Source organism: Streptomyces caniscabiei, assembly GCF_014930365.1.
Taxonomy (GTDB): domain Bacteria; phylum Actinomycetota; class Actinomycetes; order Streptomycetales; family Streptomycetaceae; genus Streptomyces; species Streptomyces caniscabiei.
Window position 1 is genome coordinate 132435 of sequence record NZ_JABXWI010000008.1, and the last position, 20217, is coordinate 152651.

At 73.1% G+C, this 20217-nt stretch carries 20 protein-coding genes; 12 read left to right on the top strand and 8 right to left on the bottom strand.

Going from position 1 to position 20217, the window contains the following annotated elements:
• Positions 1-261 precede the first annotated feature (261 nt).
• A complete protein-coding gene (locus HW837_RS22845) occupies positions 262-1110 on the top strand; it encodes a GNAT family N-acetyltransferase (protein WP_045555662.1) in 849 nt (282 codons plus the stop codon).
• Here the strand turns inward: HW837_RS22845 and HW837_RS22850 are convergent.
• Positions 1088-2323, bottom strand: a complete 1236-nt coding sequence (locus tag HW837_RS22850) for an acyltransferase family protein (RefSeq protein WP_237270305.1) — start codon at positions 2321-2323, stop codon at positions 1088-1090. The genes HW837_RS22845 and HW837_RS22850 overlap by 23 nt on opposite strands.
• 282 nt (positions 2324-2605) lie before the next feature.
• On the opposite strand from HW837_RS22850, the gene HW837_RS22855 reads away from it, so the two are divergent.
• Positions 2606-3400, top strand: coding sequence for a GNAT family N-acetyltransferase (locus HW837_RS22855; RefSeq protein ID WP_045555661.1), 795 nt, complete (start codon positions 2606-2608; stop codon positions 3398-3400).
• A 7-nt stretch (positions 3401-3407) separates the two neighbouring features.
• On the opposite strand, the gene HW837_RS22860 is transcribed toward HW837_RS22855, so the two are convergent.
• The 4 genes from HW837_RS22860 to HW837_RS22875 all read right to left on the bottom strand — a co-directional run bounded on the left by HW837_RS22860 (position 3408) and on the right by HW837_RS22875 (position 6575).
• Positions 3408-4295, bottom strand: a complete 888-nt coding sequence (locus HW837_RS22860; protein WP_193380192.1) for a GNAT family N-acetyltransferase — start codon at positions 4293-4295, stop codon at positions 3408-3410.
• 120 nt (positions 4296-4415) lie between these two features.
• Positions 4416-4679 carry a GlsB/YeaQ/YmgE family stress response membrane protein gene (locus HW837_RS22865; RefSeq protein WP_045555659.1) on the bottom strand — a complete coding sequence of 88 codons (264 nt, stop codon included), beginning with the start codon at positions 4677-4679 and terminating at the stop codon, positions 4416-4418.
• Between the two features lie 139 nt (positions 4680-4818).
• Complete coding sequence (locus HW837_RS22870; RefSeq protein WP_045555658.1) at positions 4819-5358, bottom strand: nucleoside/nucleotide kinase family protein; 540 nt, start codon at positions 5356-5358, stop codon at positions 4819-4821.
• Complete coding sequence (locus tag HW837_RS22875) at positions 5358-6575, bottom strand: aminoglycoside phosphotransferase family protein (protein ID WP_234442418.1); 1218 nt, start codon at positions 6573-6575, stop codon at positions 5358-5360. Before HW837_RS22875 ends, HW837_RS22870 begins: the two co-directional genes overlap by 1 nt.
• Before the next feature lie 87 nt (positions 6576-6662).
• On the opposite strand from HW837_RS22875, the gene HW837_RS22880 reads away from it, so the two are divergent.
• Entirely contained in the window at positions 6663-7448 is a 786-nt protein-coding gene (locus HW837_RS22880; protein ID WP_045555657.1) for an ArsR/SmtB family transcription factor, read from the top strand.
• Positions 7449-7493: 45 nt separating this feature from the next.
• Here the strand turns inward: HW837_RS22880 and HW837_RS22885 are convergent, their stop codons facing one another.
• Complete coding sequence (locus tag HW837_RS22885; protein WP_045555656.1) at positions 7494-7943, bottom strand: SPW repeat protein; 450 nt, start codon at positions 7941-7943, stop codon at positions 7494-7496.
• A 328-nt stretch (positions 7944-8271) separates the two neighbouring features.
• On the opposite strand from HW837_RS22885, the gene HW837_RS22890 reads away from it, so the two are divergent.
• A complete protein-coding gene (locus tag HW837_RS22890; RefSeq protein ID WP_193382510.1) occupies positions 8272-9381 on the top strand; it encodes a MerR family transcriptional regulator in 1110 nt (369 codons plus the stop codon).
• Here HW837_RS22890 and HW837_RS22895 read toward each other — a convergent pair.
• The gene (locus HW837_RS22895) at positions 9315-10676 is read right to left on the bottom strand and encodes a cryptochrome/photolyase family protein (protein ID WP_193382509.1); all 1362 of its coding nucleotides are present in this window, start codon (positions 10674-10676) and stop codon (positions 9315-9317) included. The two genes, HW837_RS22890 and HW837_RS22895, sit on opposite strands and share 67 nt — an antisense overlap.
• Positions 10677-10840: 164 nt before the next feature.
• Here HW837_RS22895 and HW837_RS22900 point away from each other — a divergent pair, with 164 nt between their 5' ends.
• The gene (locus HW837_RS22900) at positions 10841-11338 is read left to right on the top strand and encodes a MarR family winged helix-turn-helix transcriptional regulator (protein WP_045555868.1); all 498 of its coding nucleotides are present in this window, start codon (positions 10841-10843) and stop codon (positions 11336-11338) included.
• 121 nt (positions 11339-11459) lie between these two features.
• Positions 11460-13526: an MMPL family transporter gene (locus HW837_RS22905; protein WP_193382508.1), complete on the top strand. Its 2067-nt coding sequence runs from the start codon at positions 11460-11462 to the stop codon at positions 13524-13526.
• Here the strand turns inward: HW837_RS22905 and HW837_RS22910 are convergent.
• Positions 13521-14435, bottom strand: coding sequence for a LysR family transcriptional regulator (locus tag HW837_RS22910; protein WP_045555652.1), 915 nt, complete (start codon positions 14433-14435; stop codon positions 13521-13523). The two genes, HW837_RS22905 and HW837_RS22910, sit on opposite strands and share 6 nt — an antisense overlap.
• Before the next feature lie 137 nt (positions 14436-14572).
• Here HW837_RS22910 and HW837_RS50380 point away from each other — a divergent pair, with 137 nt between their 5' ends.
• The 6 genes from HW837_RS50380 to HW837_RS22935 all read left to right on the top strand — a co-directional run bounded on the left by HW837_RS50380 (position 14573) and on the right by HW837_RS22935 (position 20217).
• Entirely contained in the window at positions 14573-14656 is an 84-nt protein-coding gene (locus HW837_RS50380; RefSeq protein ID WP_365668238.1) for a putative leader peptide, read from the top strand.
• A gap of 128 nt (positions 14657-14784) precedes the next feature.
• Positions 14785-15894 (top strand): dimethylsulfone monooxygenase SfnG, encoded by a 1110-nt coding sequence (gene sfnG / locus HW837_RS22915; RefSeq protein ID WP_093789010.1) that lies wholly within the window; start codon positions 14785-14787, stop codon positions 15892-15894.
• Between the two features lie 13 nt (positions 15895-15907).
• Entirely contained in the window at positions 15908-17125 is a 1218-nt protein-coding gene (locus HW837_RS22920; RefSeq protein WP_045555650.1) for an acyl-CoA dehydrogenase family protein, read from the top strand.
• A 61-nt stretch (positions 17126-17186) separates the two neighbouring features.
• A complete protein-coding gene (ssuE, locus tag HW837_RS22925; protein WP_060887193.1) occupies positions 17187-17741 on the top strand; it encodes an NADPH-dependent FMN reductase in 555 nt (184 codons plus the stop codon).
• A gap of 3 nt (positions 17742-17744) precedes the next feature.
• On the top strand, positions 17745-19025 hold the full coding sequence (locus tag HW837_RS22930; RefSeq protein WP_078853274.1) for an SfnB family sulfur acquisition oxidoreductase: 1281 nt from the start codon (positions 17745-17747) through the stop codon (positions 19023-19025).
• A gap of 49 nt (positions 19026-19074) precedes the next feature.
• Positions 19075-20217 (top strand): LLM class flavin-dependent oxidoreductase, encoded by a 1143-nt coding sequence (locus tag HW837_RS22935; protein ID WP_193380194.1) that lies wholly within the window; start codon positions 19075-19077, stop codon positions 20215-20217.

Consider the following 20217-nt stretch of genomic DNA (forward strand, 5'->3'; position numbering starts at 1 on the left):
CCGGGGCCACGCCTCCCGGCGGGCGGGGCGCCCGGAAGTGCCGTAGCCTGCGGCGCTCCCGGGCAGTGGAGCCACGGACCGCGGGTAGCCCGAACGCGTGAACCCGGCCGTCGGACCGGCCCGACGCCCCGCGAGATCGGCTGTTTCCGGCGTCGCGGACGTGATCGGGATTCGGCGAGGATGCTGCGGGGCGCGGCCGACCACCGTGCCCGCGGCCGCTCGGCGGCCGCGCACTCGCGACCTCAGCGAAGGAGCGCACAGATGACCTCTTGGGGCCACCAGGACCTCGTCGTCACCCGGGCCACGCCCGACGACTGGGCGGTGGTCGCCCGATGGGCGGGGGACGAGGGCTGGAACCCGGGTCTGTCGGACCCGGCGTGCTTCTTCGCGCAGGATCCCGAGGGCTTCTTCATCGGCCGGCTCGACGGGGAACCGGTCTCCTCCGTCTCCGTCGTCACCTACGGCGACGACTACGCCTTCCTCGGCTTCTATCTGGTCCGCCCGGACCAGCGCGGCCGGGGCCACGGTCTCGCCACCTGGAAGACCGCGCTCGCCCACGCGGGCGAGCGCACCGTGGGCCTCGACGGCGTGGTGGCGCAGCAGCACAACTACCGGCAGTCCGGCTTCGCGCCCGCCCACCGCACCTTCCGGTACTCCGGCGTGCTGCCGGAGACCGCCGTGCCCGCCGACGTCCGGCCCGTCCACGACGCCGCGCTCCTCGCGGCGTACGACAGGGCCTGCCACCCGGCCGACCGCCCCCGCTTCCTGAAGCACTGGCTGACGGCCGACGGGCACCGGGCCCTCGCGCGGATCGTCGACGGGCGCCTCACCGGCTACGGCGTCGTCCGGCCGGGCCGGGACGCCCTGCGCATCGGTCCGCTGTTCGCCGACACCGCCGCCGACGCCCGCGCGCTGTTCGCGGGACTGGCCGCCGAGGCTGCGGGCCGTGAGCTGGCCGTCGACGTACCCGAGCCGAACACGGCGGCCGTGGCGCTGGTCGAGGAGTACGGGCTGACGCCCTCCTTCGAGACGGCCCGGATGTACACCGGCCCGATCCGGCCCTACGCGGCGGAGCGCGTCTTCGGGGTCACGACTCTGGAGCTCGGCTAGGGCCCTTCTGATGGATCTCCGTGGAAGAAGGAGCGGCGTCGTGGGGGTCCCTCCCGCTCGAGCGGAGCCGAGCGTGCGTGCCGGGCGTCGCGACGCCGCGGAGATCCATCAGAAGGACCCTTGGGCCCGTCGTCACATCGGGCGCCTTCCGGAAGGCCCACTCCATGCGTGGCTCGACGACACAGCGCAGCGCGGTTCGTACGGGGGAGGTGCACAGCAGGGTGATGCCGCCGATCGCCACGGTGGTGACCGTGAGTTCCCCGAGCGGGGTGTGCAGCCACTCGACGGCGTACCAGTCCCGGAAGCGCGCCCACTTGATCACGAAGCCGTGCAGCAGATAGCCGTACATCGTGCCCGCGCCCAACGCCGTGAACCACAGCTGCCGGCGCGGCACCCAGGCCAGGAAACAGGCCGTCAGCAGCACCGCCAGACAGAACAGGGCGGGCGTGGTCAGCAGGCCCGCCCAGCGGGTCACGCCCTGGCCGGTGACGCTGCCCCGGTGGTAGAACCAGCCCGCGTCGAACCACGGGGCCACCCGGTAGGCCACCACCACGGCCCCGAGAGCCACCGGGAGCAGCCACAGCCGTACCCGGCGGGTGCGCAGCCGGTCGAAGTGCTCGGCGCGCAGGGTCAGTCCCAGGACGAAGAACGGCAGGAAACCCAGCACCCGCTGGATGGAGACGTCGCCGCCGAGGTCCGGAGAGACCGCCGCCAGCATCGCCAGCCCCAGCGCGACCGGCAGCGGGTGACGCAGCATCAGCCACAGGGGCGTGGTCAGCCGCCAGACGAAGAGCGCGACGAGGAACCACATCACGTACCAGGGGTCCAGCAGGCTCAGCGGATAGCCCCAGTCGTCCTGCGCCCACCGGTAGAAGAGCGTGTACGCCGTCTCGAACACGACGTACGGCAGCGCCACCCCCGTCAGCAGCCGCTTCAGCCGGCCGGGCGCCATGTCGAAACTCCGCGAGAAGTACCCGGAGATGACAGCGAAGGCCGGCATGTGGAACGCGTAGACCGTCAGATACGCCGCCGTCACGGTCCGGCTGCCGTACGTCAGCGGCTCCCACGCGTGCCCGCAGGCCACCAGGACGATGGTGAGGTACTTCGCGTTGTCGAAGTACGGGTCCCGCGAGGTCCGCCTCGCCCGGGGCCGCTCACCGTCGGGCGGGGCGGCGGGGGTGGGGCGGGTGTGCTGCACCACGTCTTCGGGCATCGGTGGGAAGTCTCCGGTACGACGACGACTGAACCCGGACCGCCTGCCCCGTCACCCCGGTCCCATGCGTCCTCGACGGCGTCCCCGACGCATGTGGCGCGGAATCGCCGCCACGGCTCCCGCATCCGCCCCGACGGCCCCCCGATCCGTCCGACCGGCTCCGGACCCCGGCACCGGCCTCGCTCGGCGCGCGGCGCCGGGGTGCGGCCGTGGCGCTCCGCGCGGTGAGAAAGCGGTTGAATTCCGTTGCCAGGGTGAACGACTGATGATGGAGTGGGCACCATGGATCACGCTGCTGTGCTGGCACTGTTCGACCGGGACATGCGAGAGGGCGCCCGCCCCGACGGGCCCGGAGCCCGGGTCGAGCGCGTGGGCGGGGTGGTGCGCCAGATCGGTTCCGAGCAGGGCTGGAGCGGCGTCGTCTGGTCCGACCTGGACGAGGCGGGCGCGGACGCGGCGATCACCGAGCAGATCCGGTACTTCTCCGGGCTCGGACGCGACTTCGAGTGGAAGCTGTACGGCCACGATCTCCCGGTCGACCTGGGCCACCGGCTGCGCGCGGCCGGTTTCACGGCCGCCCCGGAGGAGACGTTGATGGTCGCCGAGGTCGCCGACCTGACGCTCGACGTCGAGCCGCCCGAGGGTGTCCGGATCCTGCCGGTCACCGACCGCGCGGGCGTGGACCTGGTGGCCGACGTCCACGAGAAGGCCTTCGGCACCGACAGCTCCCGGATGCGCCACCAACTGCTGGCCCAGCTCAGCGGCGACACCGAGACGGTCGTGGCCGTCGTGGCGCTCGCCGGGGACGTACCGGTGAGCGCAGCCCGGATGGAGCTGCTGCCCGGCACCCGCTTCGCCGGACTGTGGGGCGGCGGCACCGTCGAGAGCTGGCGCGGCCGGGGCGTCTACCGGGCGCTGGTCGCCCACCGCGCCCGTGTCGCCGCGGACCGCGGCTACCGCTACGTCCAGGTCGACGCGCTGGCCCTCAGCCGCCCGATCCTGGCCCGTCTGGGGTTCGAGCCGCTCACGACGACCACGCCGTACGAGTACGCGGTGGGGAGCGCGGCGGCGGCCTGACCGGGGGTCACAGGTCGAGCTGGTACTCGATCGCCGTGTGCGTGGGCCGGTAGCCGAGGATGTCGTTGACCTGGCGCATGGGGAGGTTCTCCTCGGCGGTGTCGGTGAGCAGGGCCAGGTCCGGGGTCACACCGTGGGCGTGGCGGATCGCCGCCGCCTTCATCCGCAGCCCCAGGCCGTGCCCCCGGTGCTCGGGCAGCACGGCCGTGCCGTAGTGCTGTCCTTCGCCCGTGCCGTCGCCCGGCAGCACCAGCTCCGAGAAACCGACGACCGTGCCGCTCGTCGTGTGCACGGCGGCCACGGTGTGCAGTGTGTCGCCGCGCTTCGCGATCGCCTCGGCGGCCGCCACGACCCGCTCGACGTCCCAGACGACCGTGCCGTAGTCGGTGTCGCCCATCGGCATGTCGTCCATGGCGCGGCGCGAGGCGGCGTAGGTGCGGGCGAGTTCGGGGGGTACGACGCCCGTCCAGTGGGTCAAGTGGTAGCCCGGGCACGGCTGTTCGAGGATCCGGGTGACGTGGTCGGGGTCGACGGCGGCGAGGTCGAGCCGGGCGTGCACCAGCGACAGCACCCGGCGGAAGCCGCGTGCCGCGAGGAACACGTCGCCGGGGGAGTCCAGCTCGGCCTGGGCGATGACGGCGCGGCGCCGCTCGTCCCGCGCGGCGGCGATCGCCGCGTCGAGCAGCGCGGTGCCGACGCCCCGCCGCCGCTCGGCCGGGTGCACGGAGAGGTCCAGTTCCGCGAGATGGGTCTGCCCCTCCTTGGTGAACAGCCGCAGGAAGGCGGTTCCGAGGGGGACGCCGTCCTCCCCGGACGCCAGCCAGGCGAGCCGGCGACTGGCCGGGGTCACGGCGGGGTCGGAGAGGTGGGTGAGATGGGTGACGCGAGGCGGCAACGGGGCTCCGGGGACGGTCGACGGGAGGACGGCGGCGCCCGGCGACGCTAGTCGCCGGGCGCGATCACCCGCAACGGGATTCCGGACGCGCGTGGGCGCCCGCCGCCGCTCCCGGGCCGCTCAGCGGCGGGCCCTGCCGCGGTCCAGTGCCACGATGCCCAGGGCCGCGAGGGCGATCTGTATGAGCCATTCGATCCAGTCCGGGCCACCGGTGTCGGCCACGCCGATACCCGCGGCGATGGCGCTGCCGATCAGCGCGGCGACGATTCCCACGAGGATCGTCAGCAGGATGCCGATGCGCTGCCGGCCCGGTACGACGAGCCGGCCGAGCACGCCTATGACAATGCCGATGACGATGGCACTGATGATGCCGTCGATCTCCATCTGAACTCCGCCCCTTGTCGTCGGGATCCCCGCAACCGAGCGAGTGCCCTTCGAACGCGAGTGCAGTCCGTTTCCGTTTCATCTTCTTCACGGGCCTGCCACCCGCCCGGTGCCCACGACGTCCGGTGCCCGCCACCGGTCAGGCGTCCGGTATCCAGCCCGTGACGGCGAGCACCTCCGCGGCGATGTCCATGACGGTGCGCCCGTCGGTCGCGACGCGGACGGTGTCCGACGGCGCCCGTTCGTCCAGCAGCCCTGCCTTGCGCGCACTGCCGGTCAGCTCCCGCTCCAGCTCGGATCCGATCTCCCGGCCCCGCAGCCGTCGCTCGGTCGTCTCGTCCGAGGCCGTCAGGAGCACCCGTACGATCCGGACGTCGGCGCCCATGGCCCGCCGGAAGGTGCCTTCGATCTCGGCGAGCACGCTCAAGGTGTTGGTGTAGACGAGCCGCCGGTACCCGAGGGCCGCGTAATTGCCCCACACGGCGGTGAGATTGCGCTCGGCGATCGCCGCACGGTGCGGATCGCCCGCGGGCGCCGGGTGCACCTGCCCCATGAAGTCGCCCTCGATGACGGCGTGCGCGACCTCGGCGACCCGCAGCCGGTCGGAGATCTCCCAGCCCACCGTCGACTTGCCGACCCCGGCCCGACCTCCGATGAGCAGTACCTCGGCACCGTCCATCAGCCCGCCACCTCCGCGGAGCCCGGGCTCGGGTGGGTCTCGCACTGCAGGGCCCGGCGGATCACCGATGCCGGGTCGCCCTCGTGGTACGGGCGTTCCGAGGGCTCGATGCCGTCGAGGAACTCCTGGTAGCGCACGGCGTACGCGAGGTGGGCCAGTGGCTCGGCCAGGGTGAGTGCCCGGGTGGGGTCGCTCGCCGGGGCGTGGGTCCGCCAGGCGTCGACCCAGACCCGGACGGCCGTGGACCGGACCGCCTCGGGGAGGAAGTCGTACAGGCGCAGACAGTCCAGGACGGGGTCGCCCCAGTGGGCGTCGGCGAAGTCCACGACCACGGGCGGCCCGCCGTCGCCGCGCCAGTTGCCCGGATGGAAGTCGGCGTGCACCAGGGTGTCGGGGAGGCCGCACCGCGCGAGCAGGTCCCAGCGGCCGGCCAACTCCCGCGCCCTGTCCCGCTCCCGTGCGGTGAGGTCCAGGTCGGCGCGGTCGAGGAGGTCACGCACCAGCCCGCCCAGGACCGGGGCCCGCCGGTCCCGCAGGCCGGGTGGGCGTCGGCCGGCCAGGGCGGCCTGCGCGGCGACCGTGCGGCGTACCCCCGACTCGACCGTCGCGGCGTCGGCCGCCCAGCAGTCCTCGCCGGGGATGTGCTCCAGCAGCATCCGCCGCTCACCGGAGGCGAGAACGGTCGGGACGAGTCCCGGGTCCACCCGGGCGAACGCGGCGATGACGGCGGCCTCGTCGGTGGCGAAACGCGGGGTCGCCTTGAGCCAGACCGGTCCTCGCCCGGTGGGCAGCCTGAAGAGTCCCGCCAGGTTCCAGGTCCGCCGCTGCTCGACCGGACCCGTCACCGGCCGCCCCAGCGCGGCCAGGGTCCCCGAGGCCCAGTCGAGCAGTTCCCGCAGTCCGTCGGCGCGTGCCCAGGGGGAGCGGCGGGGGTCGTCGGTGTCCCACGACTCCCGCCGCGCGATGGGCCGCTCCAGCTTCCCGGGGCCGGGGTGCCGCGACGCCTCCACGTGGTACGTCACGTGCCCGTCGCGTCCGCTCTCGCCCCCGTCGGCCTCCAGCAGTCGCAATACGTGGACGGGCACCCCGAGTGCGCGCTCCAGCCGCTCCACGACGGGTCCGACCTCGGCCCACCACGGGACGTCGACGGGGTAGGGGCCGGTGACACCGAGGAAATCCGCACCCGAGGTCACATACGCGCTGAAGGATCGACTCACGGCGCCAGTGTGGGCCGGTCCCTCGGCGTTGACATGCAGGTAATCACCTGCATAACGTGGAGTGTGCGATCAGAGAGCGACCCGGGAGTGGACAGGGTCTTCAAGGCGCTGGCCGACGAGACCCGCAGAAAGCTGCTGGACCGGCTGCACGAGCACAACGGGCAGACGCTGGGCGAGTTGTGCGCGCGGATCGACATGGCCCGGCAGTCGGTGACGCAGCACCTGGCCGTCCTGGAGGCCGCCAACCTGGTCGGCACGGTGCGGCGGGGGCGGGAGAAGCTGCACTACCTCAATCCGGTCCCGCTCCACGAGATGCAGGAGCGGTGGATCGACAAGTTCGAGCGCCCCCGGCTGAGAGCGCTCGGTGCCGTGCGACGACGAGCCGAGGAAGCCATGACCGACAAGCCCACATTCGTGTACGTCACCTACATCGCGAGCACACCCGAGAAGGTCTGGGAGGCGCTGACCAGCGCCGATCTGACCGCCGACTACTGGGGCCACCGCAACGAGTCGGACTGGCGGGAGGGCTCGCGCTGGGCCCATGTCCGCACCGACGGCACCGGCGTCGAGGACGTCGTCGGCACGGTCGTGGTGAGCGAGCCCCCGACCCGGCTGGTCACCACCTGGGCCTCGCCGGAGAACGAGGGCAGGGAGGAGACCTGGTCGCGGGTCACCTTCGACATCGAGCCGCACGCCGACATCGTCCGGCTCACCGTGACCCATGAGGACCTGGAGGACGAGGGGGCGCTCGCCGAGGTGTCCTTCGGCTGGCCCGCGGTGCTCTCCAACCTCAAGTCGCTGCTGGAGACCGGGCGGGTCCTGCCGCAGGAGCCCTGGGGGGTGCCGCGCGGCGGCGACGGCCGGTCCGCCTGAGCGGGACCGGCCGCCGTTACCCCTCGCGGGCGTTCCTGGTCACACCTACGGTGTGAGGCCCCCACGGGTGCCGCCCTTGGCCGCGGCGCCGGCGCACATCACGCCCAGCACCAGGGCCAGGCAGCCGATGATGATGTTGTTGACCACGACACCGGCGTCCGGGCTGTCGCCCACGATCCACGGCGCGATGATCATCCACGCGCCCAGTGCGCACATGGCCCAGCTCAGGCCGTACATCCTCGCCGGTGCGGCGGTGAAGCCGAGGGCCAGCAGGCCGATCGCGATACCCACGATGAGGTTGTGGGTCACCAGCGAGGGCTGGCTCGTCGTGTAGTGGAGTATCCACGGGGACACGGCGCAATACAGACCGAGCAGGAACACCGGTCCGTCCACGAGCGCCACGTCGCGACCGCCGAGCATGCGGGCGTACCGGGCCTGCATTTCGGGTGCGTCGGGGTGACTGGAGATATCACTCCTGTGTGAGACGTTGGCCATGAGTCGACTCCTTTGAACTCCGCAGGCCTGACCGCGTCCGGTGGGATTTGCGGTGAGTGCCGCGTACGTTCATTCTGCGCTTATTTTGCCTTTATGTGTAGTGGTCGGAGCGGAGTGGAGCCTGGGCCGGAATCCGTCCCCGAGGAGCGCCGACCGCCCCTCGGGGACGGGCCTGGAGGGGGTCCGCGCCCTCGACCGGCAGTGGCCCGGTCGTCCGGCCCCCGTCCCGTGTCACTTCCGGGGGAGCCGGGCCTCCGGATGCACACGGCGGCGATCTCGCCGGACCGGGCTCCGGCTCGCCCCGCCGGTGCGCCGTATAGTCGCCCGCATGGGCGCGTACGGGGAGGAGAACCCCACCGATCCCGGGCTCACCAGCGGTGCTCTGGCCCGCAGGCTGGGCGTGTCGCCGACCACCCTGCGCTCCTGGGACCGCCGCTACGGCATCGGGCCCGCCGTCCGCGCCGACGGCCGGCACCGGCGCTGGACCCCACGGGACGTCACGGTGGTCGAGACGATGTGCCGGCTCACCGCAGCGGGAGTGCCACCGGCGGAGGCGGCCCGCGCGGCGAAGGAAGGGGCCGGAGGCCGGATCCCGGAGCGTGGCCCCGATGCCCCCCGGACACCGGACGGGGAACGGCCCCGGCCGTCACGCGCACCCGGCCCGCCCGCCCCGGAGGACGTCCGCAGGGAGTGCCGGGGCCTCGCCCGCGCCGCCGTACGCCTCGACGCCCCGGCGGTGGAGGACCGGCTGGCGGAGGCCGTCGAGCGGTACGGGATCACCACCGCCTGGCAGGAGGTGATGGCGCCGACCCTGCACGCGGTGGGCCGTAAGTGGGCCTCGTCCGGGGACCGCTACGTCGAGGTCGAGCACCTGCTGTCCTGGCACGTCTCGACCACCCTCCGCCGCCACACCCGGCCGCCCGCGCCCGGCCACGACACCACCGCGCCCGGCCCCGTCGTCCTCGCCTGTGTGCCCGGCGAGCAGCACACCCTTCCGCTGGAGGCTCTCAACGCGGCCCTCGGTGAACTCGGCCTGCCCACAAGGATGTTCGGCGCGGCCGTGCCCGTCGAGGCGCTCACCACGGCGGTCGACCGGCTCGGTCCGGCCGCCGTCGTGCTGTGGGCCCAGGCCCGCTCCACGGCGAGCCTGCCCCTCGCCCGCCATCTCGCCGCCGTGCGCTGGGGCGTCAAGGGCGCCCGCCGGCAGCCGCTCGTCCTGCTCGGCGGCCCCGGCTGGCACGGACACCCCGCGCCCGGCACCGTGCGGCCGTCGTCGCTGGCCGACGCGGTGGAGCTGCTCTCGGGACCGTACGGACGCGCGGAACGGCCCGCCCCGCGTTCCTCGCACACCGGCCGGGCCGATGCGGAACCTCAGGACTCGCGCGCCCGCAGGAACCGCTCCCGTCCCTCCGCCAACTCCACGATCGGCTCCGGATAGTCCAGCGCGGCACGGTCGAACCCGCGCAGCTTCCACGGCTCGTGCACCGCCGGACCCGCGACGTCCGCCAACTCCGGTACCCAGCGCCGTACGTACGCGCCCTCCGGGTCGTACCGCTTGCCCTGGGTGACGGGGTTGAGGATCCGGTTGGGCCGGGTGTCGGTGCCGGTGCCCGCCACCCACTGCCAGTTGAGCTGGTTGTTGGCCACGTCGCCGTCGACGAGGAGATCCAGGAAGTGCCGGGCGCCCACGCGCCAGTCGACGTACAGGGTCTTGGCCAGGAAGCTCGAGGTCAGCAGCCGGCCGCGATTGTGCATCCAGCCCTCGTGGCGCAGCTGGCGCATGGCCGCGTCGACCACCGGATAGCCGGTGCGGCCCTCCCGCCACGCCTCGACCTCGTCCGGGGCGGAGCGCCAACGGTCGTGCCTGGCCCGGTACTCCACGGTCGCGGCCGCCGGCCGCACGGCCAGCAGCTGGCGGTTGAAGTCCCGCCACGCGAGCTGCCGCACGAACGCCTCCGCGCCCGGACCGCCCACCTGGCGCGCCCGGTGGACCAGCTCGACGGGGGAGAGGGTGCCGAAGTGCAGATGGGGCGAGAGCCGTGAGGTCGCGTCGCCCGCCAGGTCGTCGTGCCGGTCCTCGTACGCCGCGATGCCGGACCGCAGCCAGGCGGTGAGCCGTGCGCGGCCCTCCGTCTCACCGCCGGCCGCCAACGCCGGGGACAGCCCGGACAGCCCCTCCCGCGAGGGCGGCTCCTCCGAGCCGATCCCGTCCGGCACCCGTACCGTCCGAGGCGCGGCCAGCGCGTCCCGCAGCCGCTGCCGGGACCAGTGGCCGAAATACGGCGTGAACACCGAGAAGTGGTCCGACGCGGCCGGTGTCACCGTGCCGGGATCCACGGCCGTCGTCACCGTCTCGTGCACGTGCAGCCGTACGCCCTCGGCCTCCAGGGCGCGCCGCAGCCGCTCCTCGCGCCGCTGGGCGTACCCGCCGGCGTCGGCCGCCAGATGCACCTCGTCGGCGTCCGCCTCGGCGGCCACCTTGCACACCTCCGCGACGACGTCGCCGGAGCGCACCACCAGCCGGCCGCCCCGCTCGCGCAGCCCCGCGTCGAGGTCGCGCAGACAGTCCGCGAGGAACGCGAGCCGGTTGGGCACGGCGAAGCCGGCCGCCGCGACGGCCCGGTCGCGCACGAACAACGGGACCACCTGCCGCGATCCGTCGAGCGCCGCGCGCAGCGGCGGATGGTCGTGCAGCCGTAGGTCGGAGGTGAACAGGACGACCGAGACGTTCATGGACGGACTCCGGGGAGGGGGAGACGGATCAGATGCTCGCGGGAAGACGGATCAGGTGCTCACGGACATCACTTCCTCCGGCAGGGCGCTCCCGGATGCGCCAGGGACGCATCGCCGCGCGTTCGGGTGATCGGTACGGCGACTACGCTGACCGCGTGGCCACAGTGAACGATCCCGCTCGGCAGCGCGGCGACGACGGGGGCGGCGCCTCCGGGGCGCCGACCGACCTGCACGCCTTCGCCGTGGCGCTGCGCCGGATGAACGGCGAGATCAACCGGCTGGTGCACGCCTTCGCGGGCGACCACGGACTGCACGCGACGGACGTGCAGGCCCTCGCGGCGATCCTGGACGCGGAGGCGCCCATGACGCCGAAGCGGCTGCGCGAACACCTCGGGCTGACCTCCGGCGCGGTCACCGCCTGCGTCGACCGGCTGGAGCGCGCCGGGCACGTGCGCCGGGTCCGCGAGAGCGCCGACCGCCGGGTGGTCCACCTGTACTACGCGGCCGACGCGCGAGGCGCCGCGCGCACCTACTTCCGGCCCCTCGCGACGGCGACCGAGGCCGCGCGGTCCCGGTTCACCGCCGAGGAGCTGGCCGTCGTCCTGCGCTTCCTCGCCGCGATGAACGAGGAGCTGGGCGCGGGCGCCGACCGCCCCCGCTGAATCCGGCCCGCATCGGTGCCCTTAGGATCGGCCGAAGTAACTCAATCATTGAGATTGTTTTTCGTTGAGTCATCTGTTTGGGTCACTCGTCGAGGCACCTCCGCCCGGACTCTGGAGCACCATGTCCACCACCCCCCGACGCGCCCGTGGGCTCGTCCCCCTCCTGCTGATCGCCGTCTGGCTGGTCGTCGGCGGCGTCCTCGGCCCGTACGCCGGCCGGCTCGGCGAGGTCGCCACCAACGACCAGGCCGCGTTCCTGCCGCGCAGCGCCGAATCCACCGAGGTCATCACCGCGCAGCGGGCCTTCCGGCAGGACGAGACGCTGGCGGCGATCGTCGTGTGGACCGGCGACGGACTCGCGGAGCGGCGCGCCCCGGCCGGCCGCCTCCTCGCCTCCCTCGCCGACATCCCCGGGGTCGCCGGCCCGGTGTCACCCGCGTTCCTGTCGAAGGACGGCCACGCGCTGCAGGGCGTGGTCCCGCTCAGGACCGACCTGGGCGACACGCTGCCCGAGACCCTCGACCGGATCCGCGCCGGCGCCGAACGCCTGCCCGGCACCACCGTCCAGCTGGCGGGGCCCGCCGCGAGCCAGGCGGACCTGGCCGACGCCTTCGCCGGCATCGACGGCCTGCTCCTCGGCGTGGCGCTCCTCACCGTGCTGGTGATCCTGCTGCTCGTCTACCGCAGCGTGCTGCTCCCCCTGGTGATCATCCTCGGCGCGGTGTTCGCCCTGGGTCTCGCCTGCGCGGTCGTGTACGCCCTCGCCGACCGGGGCGTCGTCCGCGTCGACGGACAGGTCCAGGGCATCCTGTCCATCCTCGTCATCGGCGCCGCCACCGACTACGCCCTCCTCCTCACCGCCCGCTTCCGCGAGGAACTCACCGACCGCGCCGACCGGGTCACCGCCATGCGGGCCGCGCTGCGGCAGTCCTGGGGCGCGATCGTGGCCAGCGCCGCGACCGTCGCGCTCGGCCTGCTCGCCCTGCTGCTCAGCGACCTCACCAACAACCGGGCGCTCGGGCCGGTCGGCGCCATCGGCATCGGCTGCGCCGTCCTCGCCACACTCACCTTCCTGCCCGCCGTCCTCGTCGCCCTCGGCCGCGCCGCCTACTGGCCCGCCCGCCCGGGCGCCCGCACCGCCTCCGCCCGCGGCGGCGAGGGCGTGTGGCGGCGCGTCGCGGGTCTCGTCGACCGCGCGCCGCGCCGGGTGTGGGCGGTGACCCTGGTCGTCCTGCTGGCCGGCGCCGCCTTCGCGCCGGCCCTCACCTCCAAGGGCGTCCCCCTCGACGAGACCTTCGTGGGCGACGCCCCGTCCGTCGCCGCCCAGCAGGCCCTCGGCGAGCACTTTCCCGCGGGCTCCGGCAACCCCGCCGTGGTCGTCGCCGACGCGGGCCGACTCGAACGCGTGCTCGTCGCTGCCCGCGACACCGACGGCGTGGCCTCGGCGACGGCCGTCGCCGCATCCGGCCGCCCCGGCGGCGAGCCCCTGGTCGTCGACGGACGCGTCCGGGTCGACGTCACCCTCGACGCCGCCGCCGACGGAGACGCCGCGAAGCGCACGGTGGCCCGGCTGCGGACCGCCCTGCACGCCGTGCCCGGCGCGGACGCCCTCGTCGGCGGCTACACCGCACAGCAGTACGACACCCTGCGCACCGCCGAACGCGACCGCACGCTCATCGTCCCGGTCGTCCTCGCCGTCATCCTCCTCATCCTGGTCGGCCTGCTGCGCTCGCTGCTGCTGCCGGTCCTGCTGGTCGCCACGGTGGCCCTGAACTTCCTCGCCACGCTGGGCGTCTCCGCGCTCGTCTTCCGGCACGTGTTCGGCTTCACCGGGACCGACCCGTCCGTCCCGCTCTACGGGTTCGTCTTCCTGGTGGCGCTCGGCGTCGACTACAACATCTTCCTGATGTCCCGGGTCCGTGAGGAGACGCTGCGGCACGGCACGCGCCAGGGCGTGCTGCGCGGGCTGGTCAGCACGGGCGGGGTCATCACCTCCGCGGGCGTGGTCCTCGCCGCGACCTTCGCCGCGCTCGGCGTGATCCCGCTGGCCTTCCTCGCCCAGATCGCCTTCATCGTGGCCTTCGGCGTCCTCCTGGACACCCTCGTGGTGCGCTCGCTGCTGGTGCCGGCGCTGGTACGCGACATCGGGGAGCGCGCCTGGTGGCCGGGGAGGGCGGGCCGGTCATGATCCGGCCCGGGCGACCAACTGCCTCGCCCGGCGGACGAACGCCTCGTGCAGATCGCGGGCGGCCCGCGGCACGGAGTCGGCCCTGCGCCGCTGGAGCATCAGCAGGACCCGGGTGGTGTCGTCGGTGATCGGCCGGTGCACGAGGACGCCACGCCGCTCCAGCGGGTCGCCGACCACGCTGAAGTCCGGCAGGACGGTCGCCCCGAGCCCCTCCGCGACCATCAGCTTGCCCATCTCGGCGCCGTCGGTGGAGTACGCGAAGGCCGGGTCGCGGCCGGCGAGGAGCCGGTGCACATAACGGTGCATGACATACCCGGAGCGCATACCGATCAGCGGTACGGCGAGCAGGTCGTCCACCGACACCGCCGCCCGGGCGGCCAGCGGGCTGTCCGGGCGGACCACCACCACGGGCCGTCCCCGCAGCAGTTCGGTGCCCTCGAACGCGGCCGGCACGTCGTCACCGTCGAGATGGTTGACCAGCCCCAGATCGAACGACCCCTCCAGCAGCGCCCGTTGGATCTCGCTCTGCTGCGCGCCGACCACCTCCACCCGGGTGAGCGGGTGGTCGGCGCGGAAGTCACGGATCACCGGGATCACCAGCGGCACGGTCGCCGCGTTGACCGTGCCCAGGCGGACCGTACGGCTGATGCGGTGCTGCTCGCCCGCCGCCGCCCGCAACCGGTCCACCGCGTCCAGCACCCCGACGATGTGCGGCAGCAGCTCCCGGCCCGCGGCGCTCATCGTCGCGCCCGACCGCTTGCGCTCCAGCAGATCGACCCCCAGCTCACGCTCCAGATTCCGTACGGTCTCGCTCAACGCGGGCTGCGAGAGCCGTAGTTCGTCGGCGGCCCGGCGCAACGAACCGAGCCTGGTCACCGCCGTGATGTATTCCAGCTGTTCCGTTCGCACGGCAGCAGAATGCGCGCCGATTTCCGGCCCGTTCAAGGGTTTCCCTGTCACACCTTCGTGAAATTCAATGGTCCGGGATACGAGACCGGTCGGGTTCTCCTTGACGGCCGTCGACGACGGCTGCCACGATCGACGGCATGAACAAGCGACTGGACCTCACGCGGCGACGCCATGTCGACCTCGCGCGCGTCTCCAGCGCCTCCTGTCGCGCCGCGGCCTGATCACCCCTCCGGGATCCGCCGCGCCTTTCCGCTTTTCCCGGCTTTCCGCCTGAATTCAGCCCTGCCCGCACCCCTGTGTGCCCGCTGAATTCGGCGTGCCCGAAAACATTTCGCAACAGGAGTTCCGCATGCCTGCCGCGCCCCTGAAATTCGCCTATTGGGTCCCCAACGTCAGCGGGGGACTCGTCACCAGCACGATCGAACAACGCACCGACTGGGGGTACGAGTACAACCGCGACCTCGCCGTGCTCGCCGAGAACAACGGTTTCGAGTACGCCCTCAGCCAGGTCCGCTACATGGCCAGCTACGGCGCCGAGTACCAGCACGAGTCCACCTCCTTCAGCCTCGCCCTGCTCCTCGCGACCGAGCGGCTGAAGGTGATCGCCGCCGTCCACCCCGGACTGTGGCACCCCGGTGTGCTCGCCAAGTTCGGCGCCACCGCCGATCACCTGTCGAACGGCCGCTTCGCCGTCAACGTCGTCTCGGGCTGGTTCAAGGGCGAGTTCACCGCCCTCGGCGAGCCCTGGCTGGAGCACGACGAGCGCTACCGCCGCTCCGAGGAGTTCATTCGCGCCCTCCGCCAGATCTGGACCGAGGACCACACCGAACTCGCGGGTGACTTCTACCGGTTGCGCGACTTCACCCTCAAGCCCAAACCCCTCAACACCGCCGAACGCCCCCACCCGGAGATCTTCCAGGGCGGCAACTCCACCGCCGCCCGCGCCATGGCCGGCAGGGTCTCCGACTGGTACTTCTCCAACGGCAGGGACTTCGACGGAGTCGTCGAGCAGATCGAGGACGTCCGCAAGTCCGCCGCCGAGGCCGGCCGCGCCGTACCGAGGTTCGGCCTCAACGCCTTCCTCATCGCCCGTGACACCGAGGCCGAGGCCCACGACACCCTGCGGGAGATCGTCGCGAGGGCCGACCGGGAGGCCGTCGAGGGATTCGGCGCCGCCGTCAAACAGGCCGGGCAGTCTTCCGCCGACGGCAAGGGCATGTGGCAGGACTCCTCCTTCGAGGACCTCGTCCAGTACAACGACGGCTTCCGCACCGGCCTCATCGGCACCCCCGAGCACATCGCCGAGCGGATCGTCGCCTACAAGCGGCTCGGCGTCGACCTCTTCCTTCTCGGCTTCCTGCACTACCACGAGGAGGTCGAGTACTTCGGCCGGCGGGTGCTGCCGCTGGTGCGTGAACTGGAGGCCCAGCTCCCCGAGTCCGTCCCCGCCCAGGTCTGAGGAGGCCATCGACATGAGCACCGCCACCCCCACCGACTGGAAGACCGGACCCGCCCCGCAGACCGCACGGGAGTGGATCGCCCGCGCCGGTGAGGTCGCCGCCGTCCTCGCCACCGACGCCGCCGAGCGCGAGCGCGCCGGCGCCACCCCGTACGACGAGGTCCGCCTCCTCAAGGACTCCGGCCTCGTGACCCTGCTCGGCCCCACCGAACACGGCGGCGGAGGCCAGGACTGGACCACCGCCTACCGCGTCGTCCGCGAGGTCGCCAAGGCCGACGGGTCCATCGGCCAGCTCCTCGGCTACCACTACCTCTGGAACTGGGCCGCCCGGCTGGTCGGCACCCGCGAACAGTGGGAGCACGTCGAGGCCGAGGCCGCCCGGAACCGCTGGTTCTTCGGCGGGGCCGTCAACCCGCGCGACCAGGACGTCGTGGTCACCGAGGAGGGCGACGACCTCGTCTTCACCGGCCGCAAGTCCTTCTCCACCGGCAGCAAGGTCTCCGACGTCACCGTCCTCGAAGGCGTCCTGGAGGGCACCGACAGCCACGTCTTCGCGATCGTCCCCTCCGACAGCGAGGGCCTCACCTTCCACGACGACTGGGACAACATCGGCCAGCGGCTCACCGAGAGCGGCGGCGTCACCCTCGACGGCGTCCGCACCCCCTGGTCCTCCGCCGCCGGGTACGTCGACAAGGAGTTCCGGCCCCGCACGTACAACACCCTCAACGTCCCCACCATCCAGCTCGTCTTCGTCAACTTCTACCTCGGCATCGCCGCCGGCGCGCTGGAGACGGCCGCGACCTACACCCGTACCAAGTCCCGGGCATGGCTGCACGGCGGTCACGAGCGGGCGGTCGACGAGCCGTACGTCGTCGACGTCTACGGTGATCTGACCGCCAAGCTCTGGGCGGTCGAGGCCCTCGCCGACACCGTCGCCGCCGAGGGGCAGCGGCTGCACGACGACCCCGACGCCGTCACCGAGCGGGCCCGCGGCGACTTCGAGGTCAGGGTGGCCGCCGTCAAGGCCCGCGCCACCGAGGTGGCCCTGGAGGTCGCGACGCGCGTGTTCGAGGTGACCGGCGCCCGCTCCACCGCCACCTCCGAAGGCCTCGACCGCTTCTGGCGCGACATCCGCACCCACACCCTGCATGACCCCGTCGCCTACAAGCGCCGCGAGGTCGGCCGCTGGGTCCTCGAAGGCGAACTGCCCGAACCCACCTGGTACTCCTGACCGCTCCCTTCCGGGGTGCCCGCTCGCGTGGGCACCCCGGGCTCCCCCAGAAAGAGGACCCATGGCCACCGTTCTGTCCGTCTCCGGCAGCCCCTCCGTCTCCTCCCGCACCGCGAAGCTCGTCCGCCACCTGGACGCCCGTCTGATCGCCCAGGGGCACGAGGTCGTGCCGCTCGACATCCGCACCATCCCCGCGGAGGCCCTCCTCGGCGCGGACTTCAAGCACCCCGCCATCGTCGAGGCCACCGCCCTCTTCGAGCGGGCCGACGGCGTCGTCATCGGCACCCCCGTCTACAAGGCCGCCTACTCCGGAGTCCTCAAGGCCCTGCTCGACCTGCTCCCGCAGTACGCCCTCACCGGCAAGACGGTGCTGCCCCTGGCCACCGGCGGCACCACCGCCCACGTCCTCGCCCTCGACTACGCGCTGCGGCCGGTCCTCAGCTCCATGGGCGCCCGGCACATCGTTCCCGGCTGGTTCACCCTCGACAAGGACATCACCGTGGGGGACGACGGCAAGGTCACCATCGCCCCGGCCACCGCCGAGGCCCTCGGCCAGGTCGTCGACCAGTTCCTGGCCGCGCTCGGCCCGGCGCCCGTCCTGGCCGCCGCGAGCTGAGCCATGACCCACCTCCCCACCCACACCCGCGGCGACACCCGCGGCGAGGCCCGCGGCGACCTTCCCGCCGACGCCCGCACCGACGCCCCGGCCGGTCCCCGGGCGGCGAAGGTCATCGCCGACGACGCCGAGGCCCTCGCCGTCGCCGCCGCGCTCGCCGAGGAGTTCCGGGCCGGGGCCTCGGAACGGGACGCCGAACGGCGCCTGCCGCGCGCCGAGTTGGACCGGCTCTCCGCCTCCGGGCTGCTGGCCGTCACCGTGCCCGCCGCACACGGGGGAGCGGACGTGAGCCACGAGACCCTGGCGGAGATCTTCCGGCTCCTCGCGTCCGCGGACGCGAGCCTCGCCCAGATCCCGCAGAGCCACTTCGCCTACGTCAACGTGCTGCGCCGCCGGGGGACGCCGGGGCAGCGGGAGTTCTTCTTCGGTGAACTCCTCGCCGGGCGCCGCTTCGGCAACGCCCAGTCCGAGGCGGGCACCCGGCACGTCCAGGACATCCGCACCCGCCTGGAACCGCTGCCGGACGGTTCCCATGTCCTCGACGGGATCAAGCACTACGCGACGGGCGCCCTGTTCGCCGACTGGATCCCGGTGCTGGCCCGCGCCGGGAACGACGCGCTCCATGTCGCCTACGTGCCCCGGGACGCCCCGGGTGTCACGGTGATCGACGACTGGGACGGCCTCGGCCAGCGCACGACGGCCAGCGGCACGGTCCGCCTGGAGGGCGTACGGGTGCCGGGCGACCGGGTGCTGCCGCACCACCTCACCTTCGAGGGTCCCCAACTGCACGGCGCGGCGGCCCAGTTGCTGCACGCGGCCATCGACGCCGGGATCGCCGGGGGAGCCCTCGCGGAGGCGGCCGAGTTCGTGCGGACGAAGAGCCGGCCGTGGTTCGAGAGCGGCGTCGAGACGGCCGCCGAGGACCCGCTGCTCATCCAGCGGTTCGGCGAACTCGCTCTCCAGGTACGGGCGTCGGACGCGCTGCTGCGGGAGGCCGCGCGGGTGGTGGACACGGCGAGCGGCGCCCTGACCGACGACTCGGCGGCCGAGGCGTCCATCGCCGTGGCCGCCGCCAAGGTACAGGCGGCCAACGCCGCCCTGGAGGTGGCGAGCGCCCTGTTCGAGGTGTCCGGGACCCGGTCGGCACTCCACTCGCTCAATCTGCACCGGCACTGGCGGGACGCCCGCACCCACACCCTGCACGATCCGACCCGCTGGAAGCTCCAGCACATCGGCCGGTACACGCTCAACGGCACCCGGCCGCCCCGCCACGGCCTCCTCTAGGGCCCTGCGGCGGACCGCGGCCCTGGCACCCCTCAGACAGGAGACCCCCGTGTCCCTCACCTTCCACTGGTTCCTGCCCACCAACGGCGACAGCCGTCATGTCGTCGGCGGCGGTCACGGCACTCCCGCCACCGAGTCCGGCCGGGACCGGCCGCCGACGGTCGGCTACCTCAGCCAGATCGCCCGCGCCGCCGAGGACCTCGGCTTCGTCGGCGCGCTGACCCCCACCGGTGCCTGGTGCGAGGACGCCTGGCTCACCACCGCGATGGTGAGCCGGCACACCGAACGCCTGAAGTTCCTGGTCGCGTTCCGCCCCGGCTTCGTCTCGCCGACGCTCGCCGCCCAGATGGCCGCCACCTTCCAGCGGCAGAGCGGCGGACGGCTCCTGCTCAACGTCGTCACCGGCGGCGAGAGCCACGAGCAGCGGGCCTACGGCGACTTCCTCGACAAGGACGACCGGTATCGCCGTACCGGCGAGTTCCTGGAGGTCGTACGGGGACTGTGGGAGGGCCGGACCGTCGATCTGAAGGGCGAGCACCTCCAGGTCGAGGACGCGAGGCTCGCGCGGTTGCCCGACCCGGTGCCCGAGGTGTACTTCGGCGGCTCCTCCCCGATCGCCGGGGAGATCGCCGCCCGGTACGTCGACGTCTACCTCACCTGGGGAGAGCCGCCGGCCGTGGTCGCCGAGAAGATCGCCTGGGTCAGGGCGCTGGCGGCGAAGGAAGGCCGCACCCTCCGCTTCGGCATCCGGCTGCACGTCATCACCCGCGACACCGCCGAGCAGGCGTGGGCGGAGGCCGACCGGCTGCTCGACGGCTTCGACCCCGAGACCGTACGGTCCGTGCAGGCCGGCCTCGCCCGCAGCGAGTCCGAGGGCCAGCGGCGGATGCTCGCCCTGCACGGCGGCAACCGCGACGGCCTGGAGATCCACCCCAACCTCTGGGCCGGCATCGGCCTGGTGCGCGGCGGGGCGGGCACCGCCCTGGTCGGCAGCCACGACGAGGTCGCCGAGCTGATCAAGGAGTACCACGCCCTCGGCATCGACGAGTTCGTCCTCTCGGGCTACCCGCACCTGGAGGAGGCGTACTGGTTCGGCGAGGGCGTCCTGCCCCGGCTCGCCGCCCAGGGCCTGTGGCGTCACCCCTTCGCCGTGCCGGCCGCGCCCACGGCACTGGTGCCGTTCGCGAGCTGA

Excerpts from the sequence above, each read along its gene's own strand:
- HW837_RS22930 (WP_078853274.1), top strand. The coding sequence starts at position 17,745 with ATGACCCACCTCCCCACCCACACCCGCGGCGACACCCGCGGCGAGGCC.
- HW837_RS22855 (WP_045555661.1), top strand. The coding sequence starts at position 2,606 with ATGGATCACGCTGCTGTGCTGGCACTGTTCGACCGGGACATGCGAGAG.
- ssuE (WP_060887193.1), top strand. The coding sequence starts at position 17,187 with ATGGCCACCGTTCTGTCCGTCTCCGGCAGCCCCTCCGTCTCCTCCCGC.
- HW837_RS22905 (WP_193382508.1), top strand. The coding sequence starts at position 11,460 with ATGTCCACCACCCCCCGACGCGCCCGTGGGCTCGTCCCCCTCCTGCTG.
- sfnG (WP_093789010.1), top strand. The coding sequence starts at position 14,785 with ATGCCTGCCGCGCCCCTGAAATTCGCCTATTGGGTCCCCAACGTCAGC.
- HW837_RS22845 (WP_045555662.1), top strand. The coding sequence starts at position 262 with ATGACCTCTTGGGGCCACCAGGACCTCGTCGTCACCCGGGCCACGCCC.
- HW837_RS22895 (WP_193382509.1), bottom strand. The coding sequence starts at position 10,676 with ATGAACGTCTCGGTCGTCCTGTTCACCTCCGACCTACGGCTGCACGAC.
- HW837_RS50380 (WP_365668238.1), top strand. The coding sequence starts at position 14,573 with ATGAACAAGCGACTGGACCTCACGCGGCGACGCCATGTCGACCTCGCG.
- HW837_RS22850 (WP_237270305.1), bottom strand. The coding sequence starts at position 2,323 with ATGCCCGAAGACGTGGTGCAGCACACCCGCCCCACCCCCGCCGCCCCG.
- HW837_RS22870 (WP_045555658.1), bottom strand. The coding sequence starts at position 5,358 with ATGGACGGTGCCGAGGTACTGCTCATCGGAGGTCGGGCCGGGGTCGGC.
- HW837_RS22920 (WP_045555650.1), top strand. The coding sequence starts at position 15,908 with ATGAGCACCGCCACCCCCACCGACTGGAAGACCGGACCCGCCCCGCAG.
- HW837_RS22890 (WP_193382510.1), top strand. The coding sequence starts at position 8,272 with ATGGGCGCGTACGGGGAGGAGAACCCCACCGATCCCGGGCTCACCAGC.
- HW837_RS22865 (WP_045555659.1), bottom strand. The coding sequence starts at position 4,679 with ATGGAGATCGACGGCATCATCAGTGCCATCGTCATCGGCATTGTCATA.
- HW837_RS22885 (WP_045555656.1), bottom strand. The coding sequence starts at position 7,943 with ATGGCCAACGTCTCACACAGGAGTGATATCTCCAGTCACCCCGACGCA.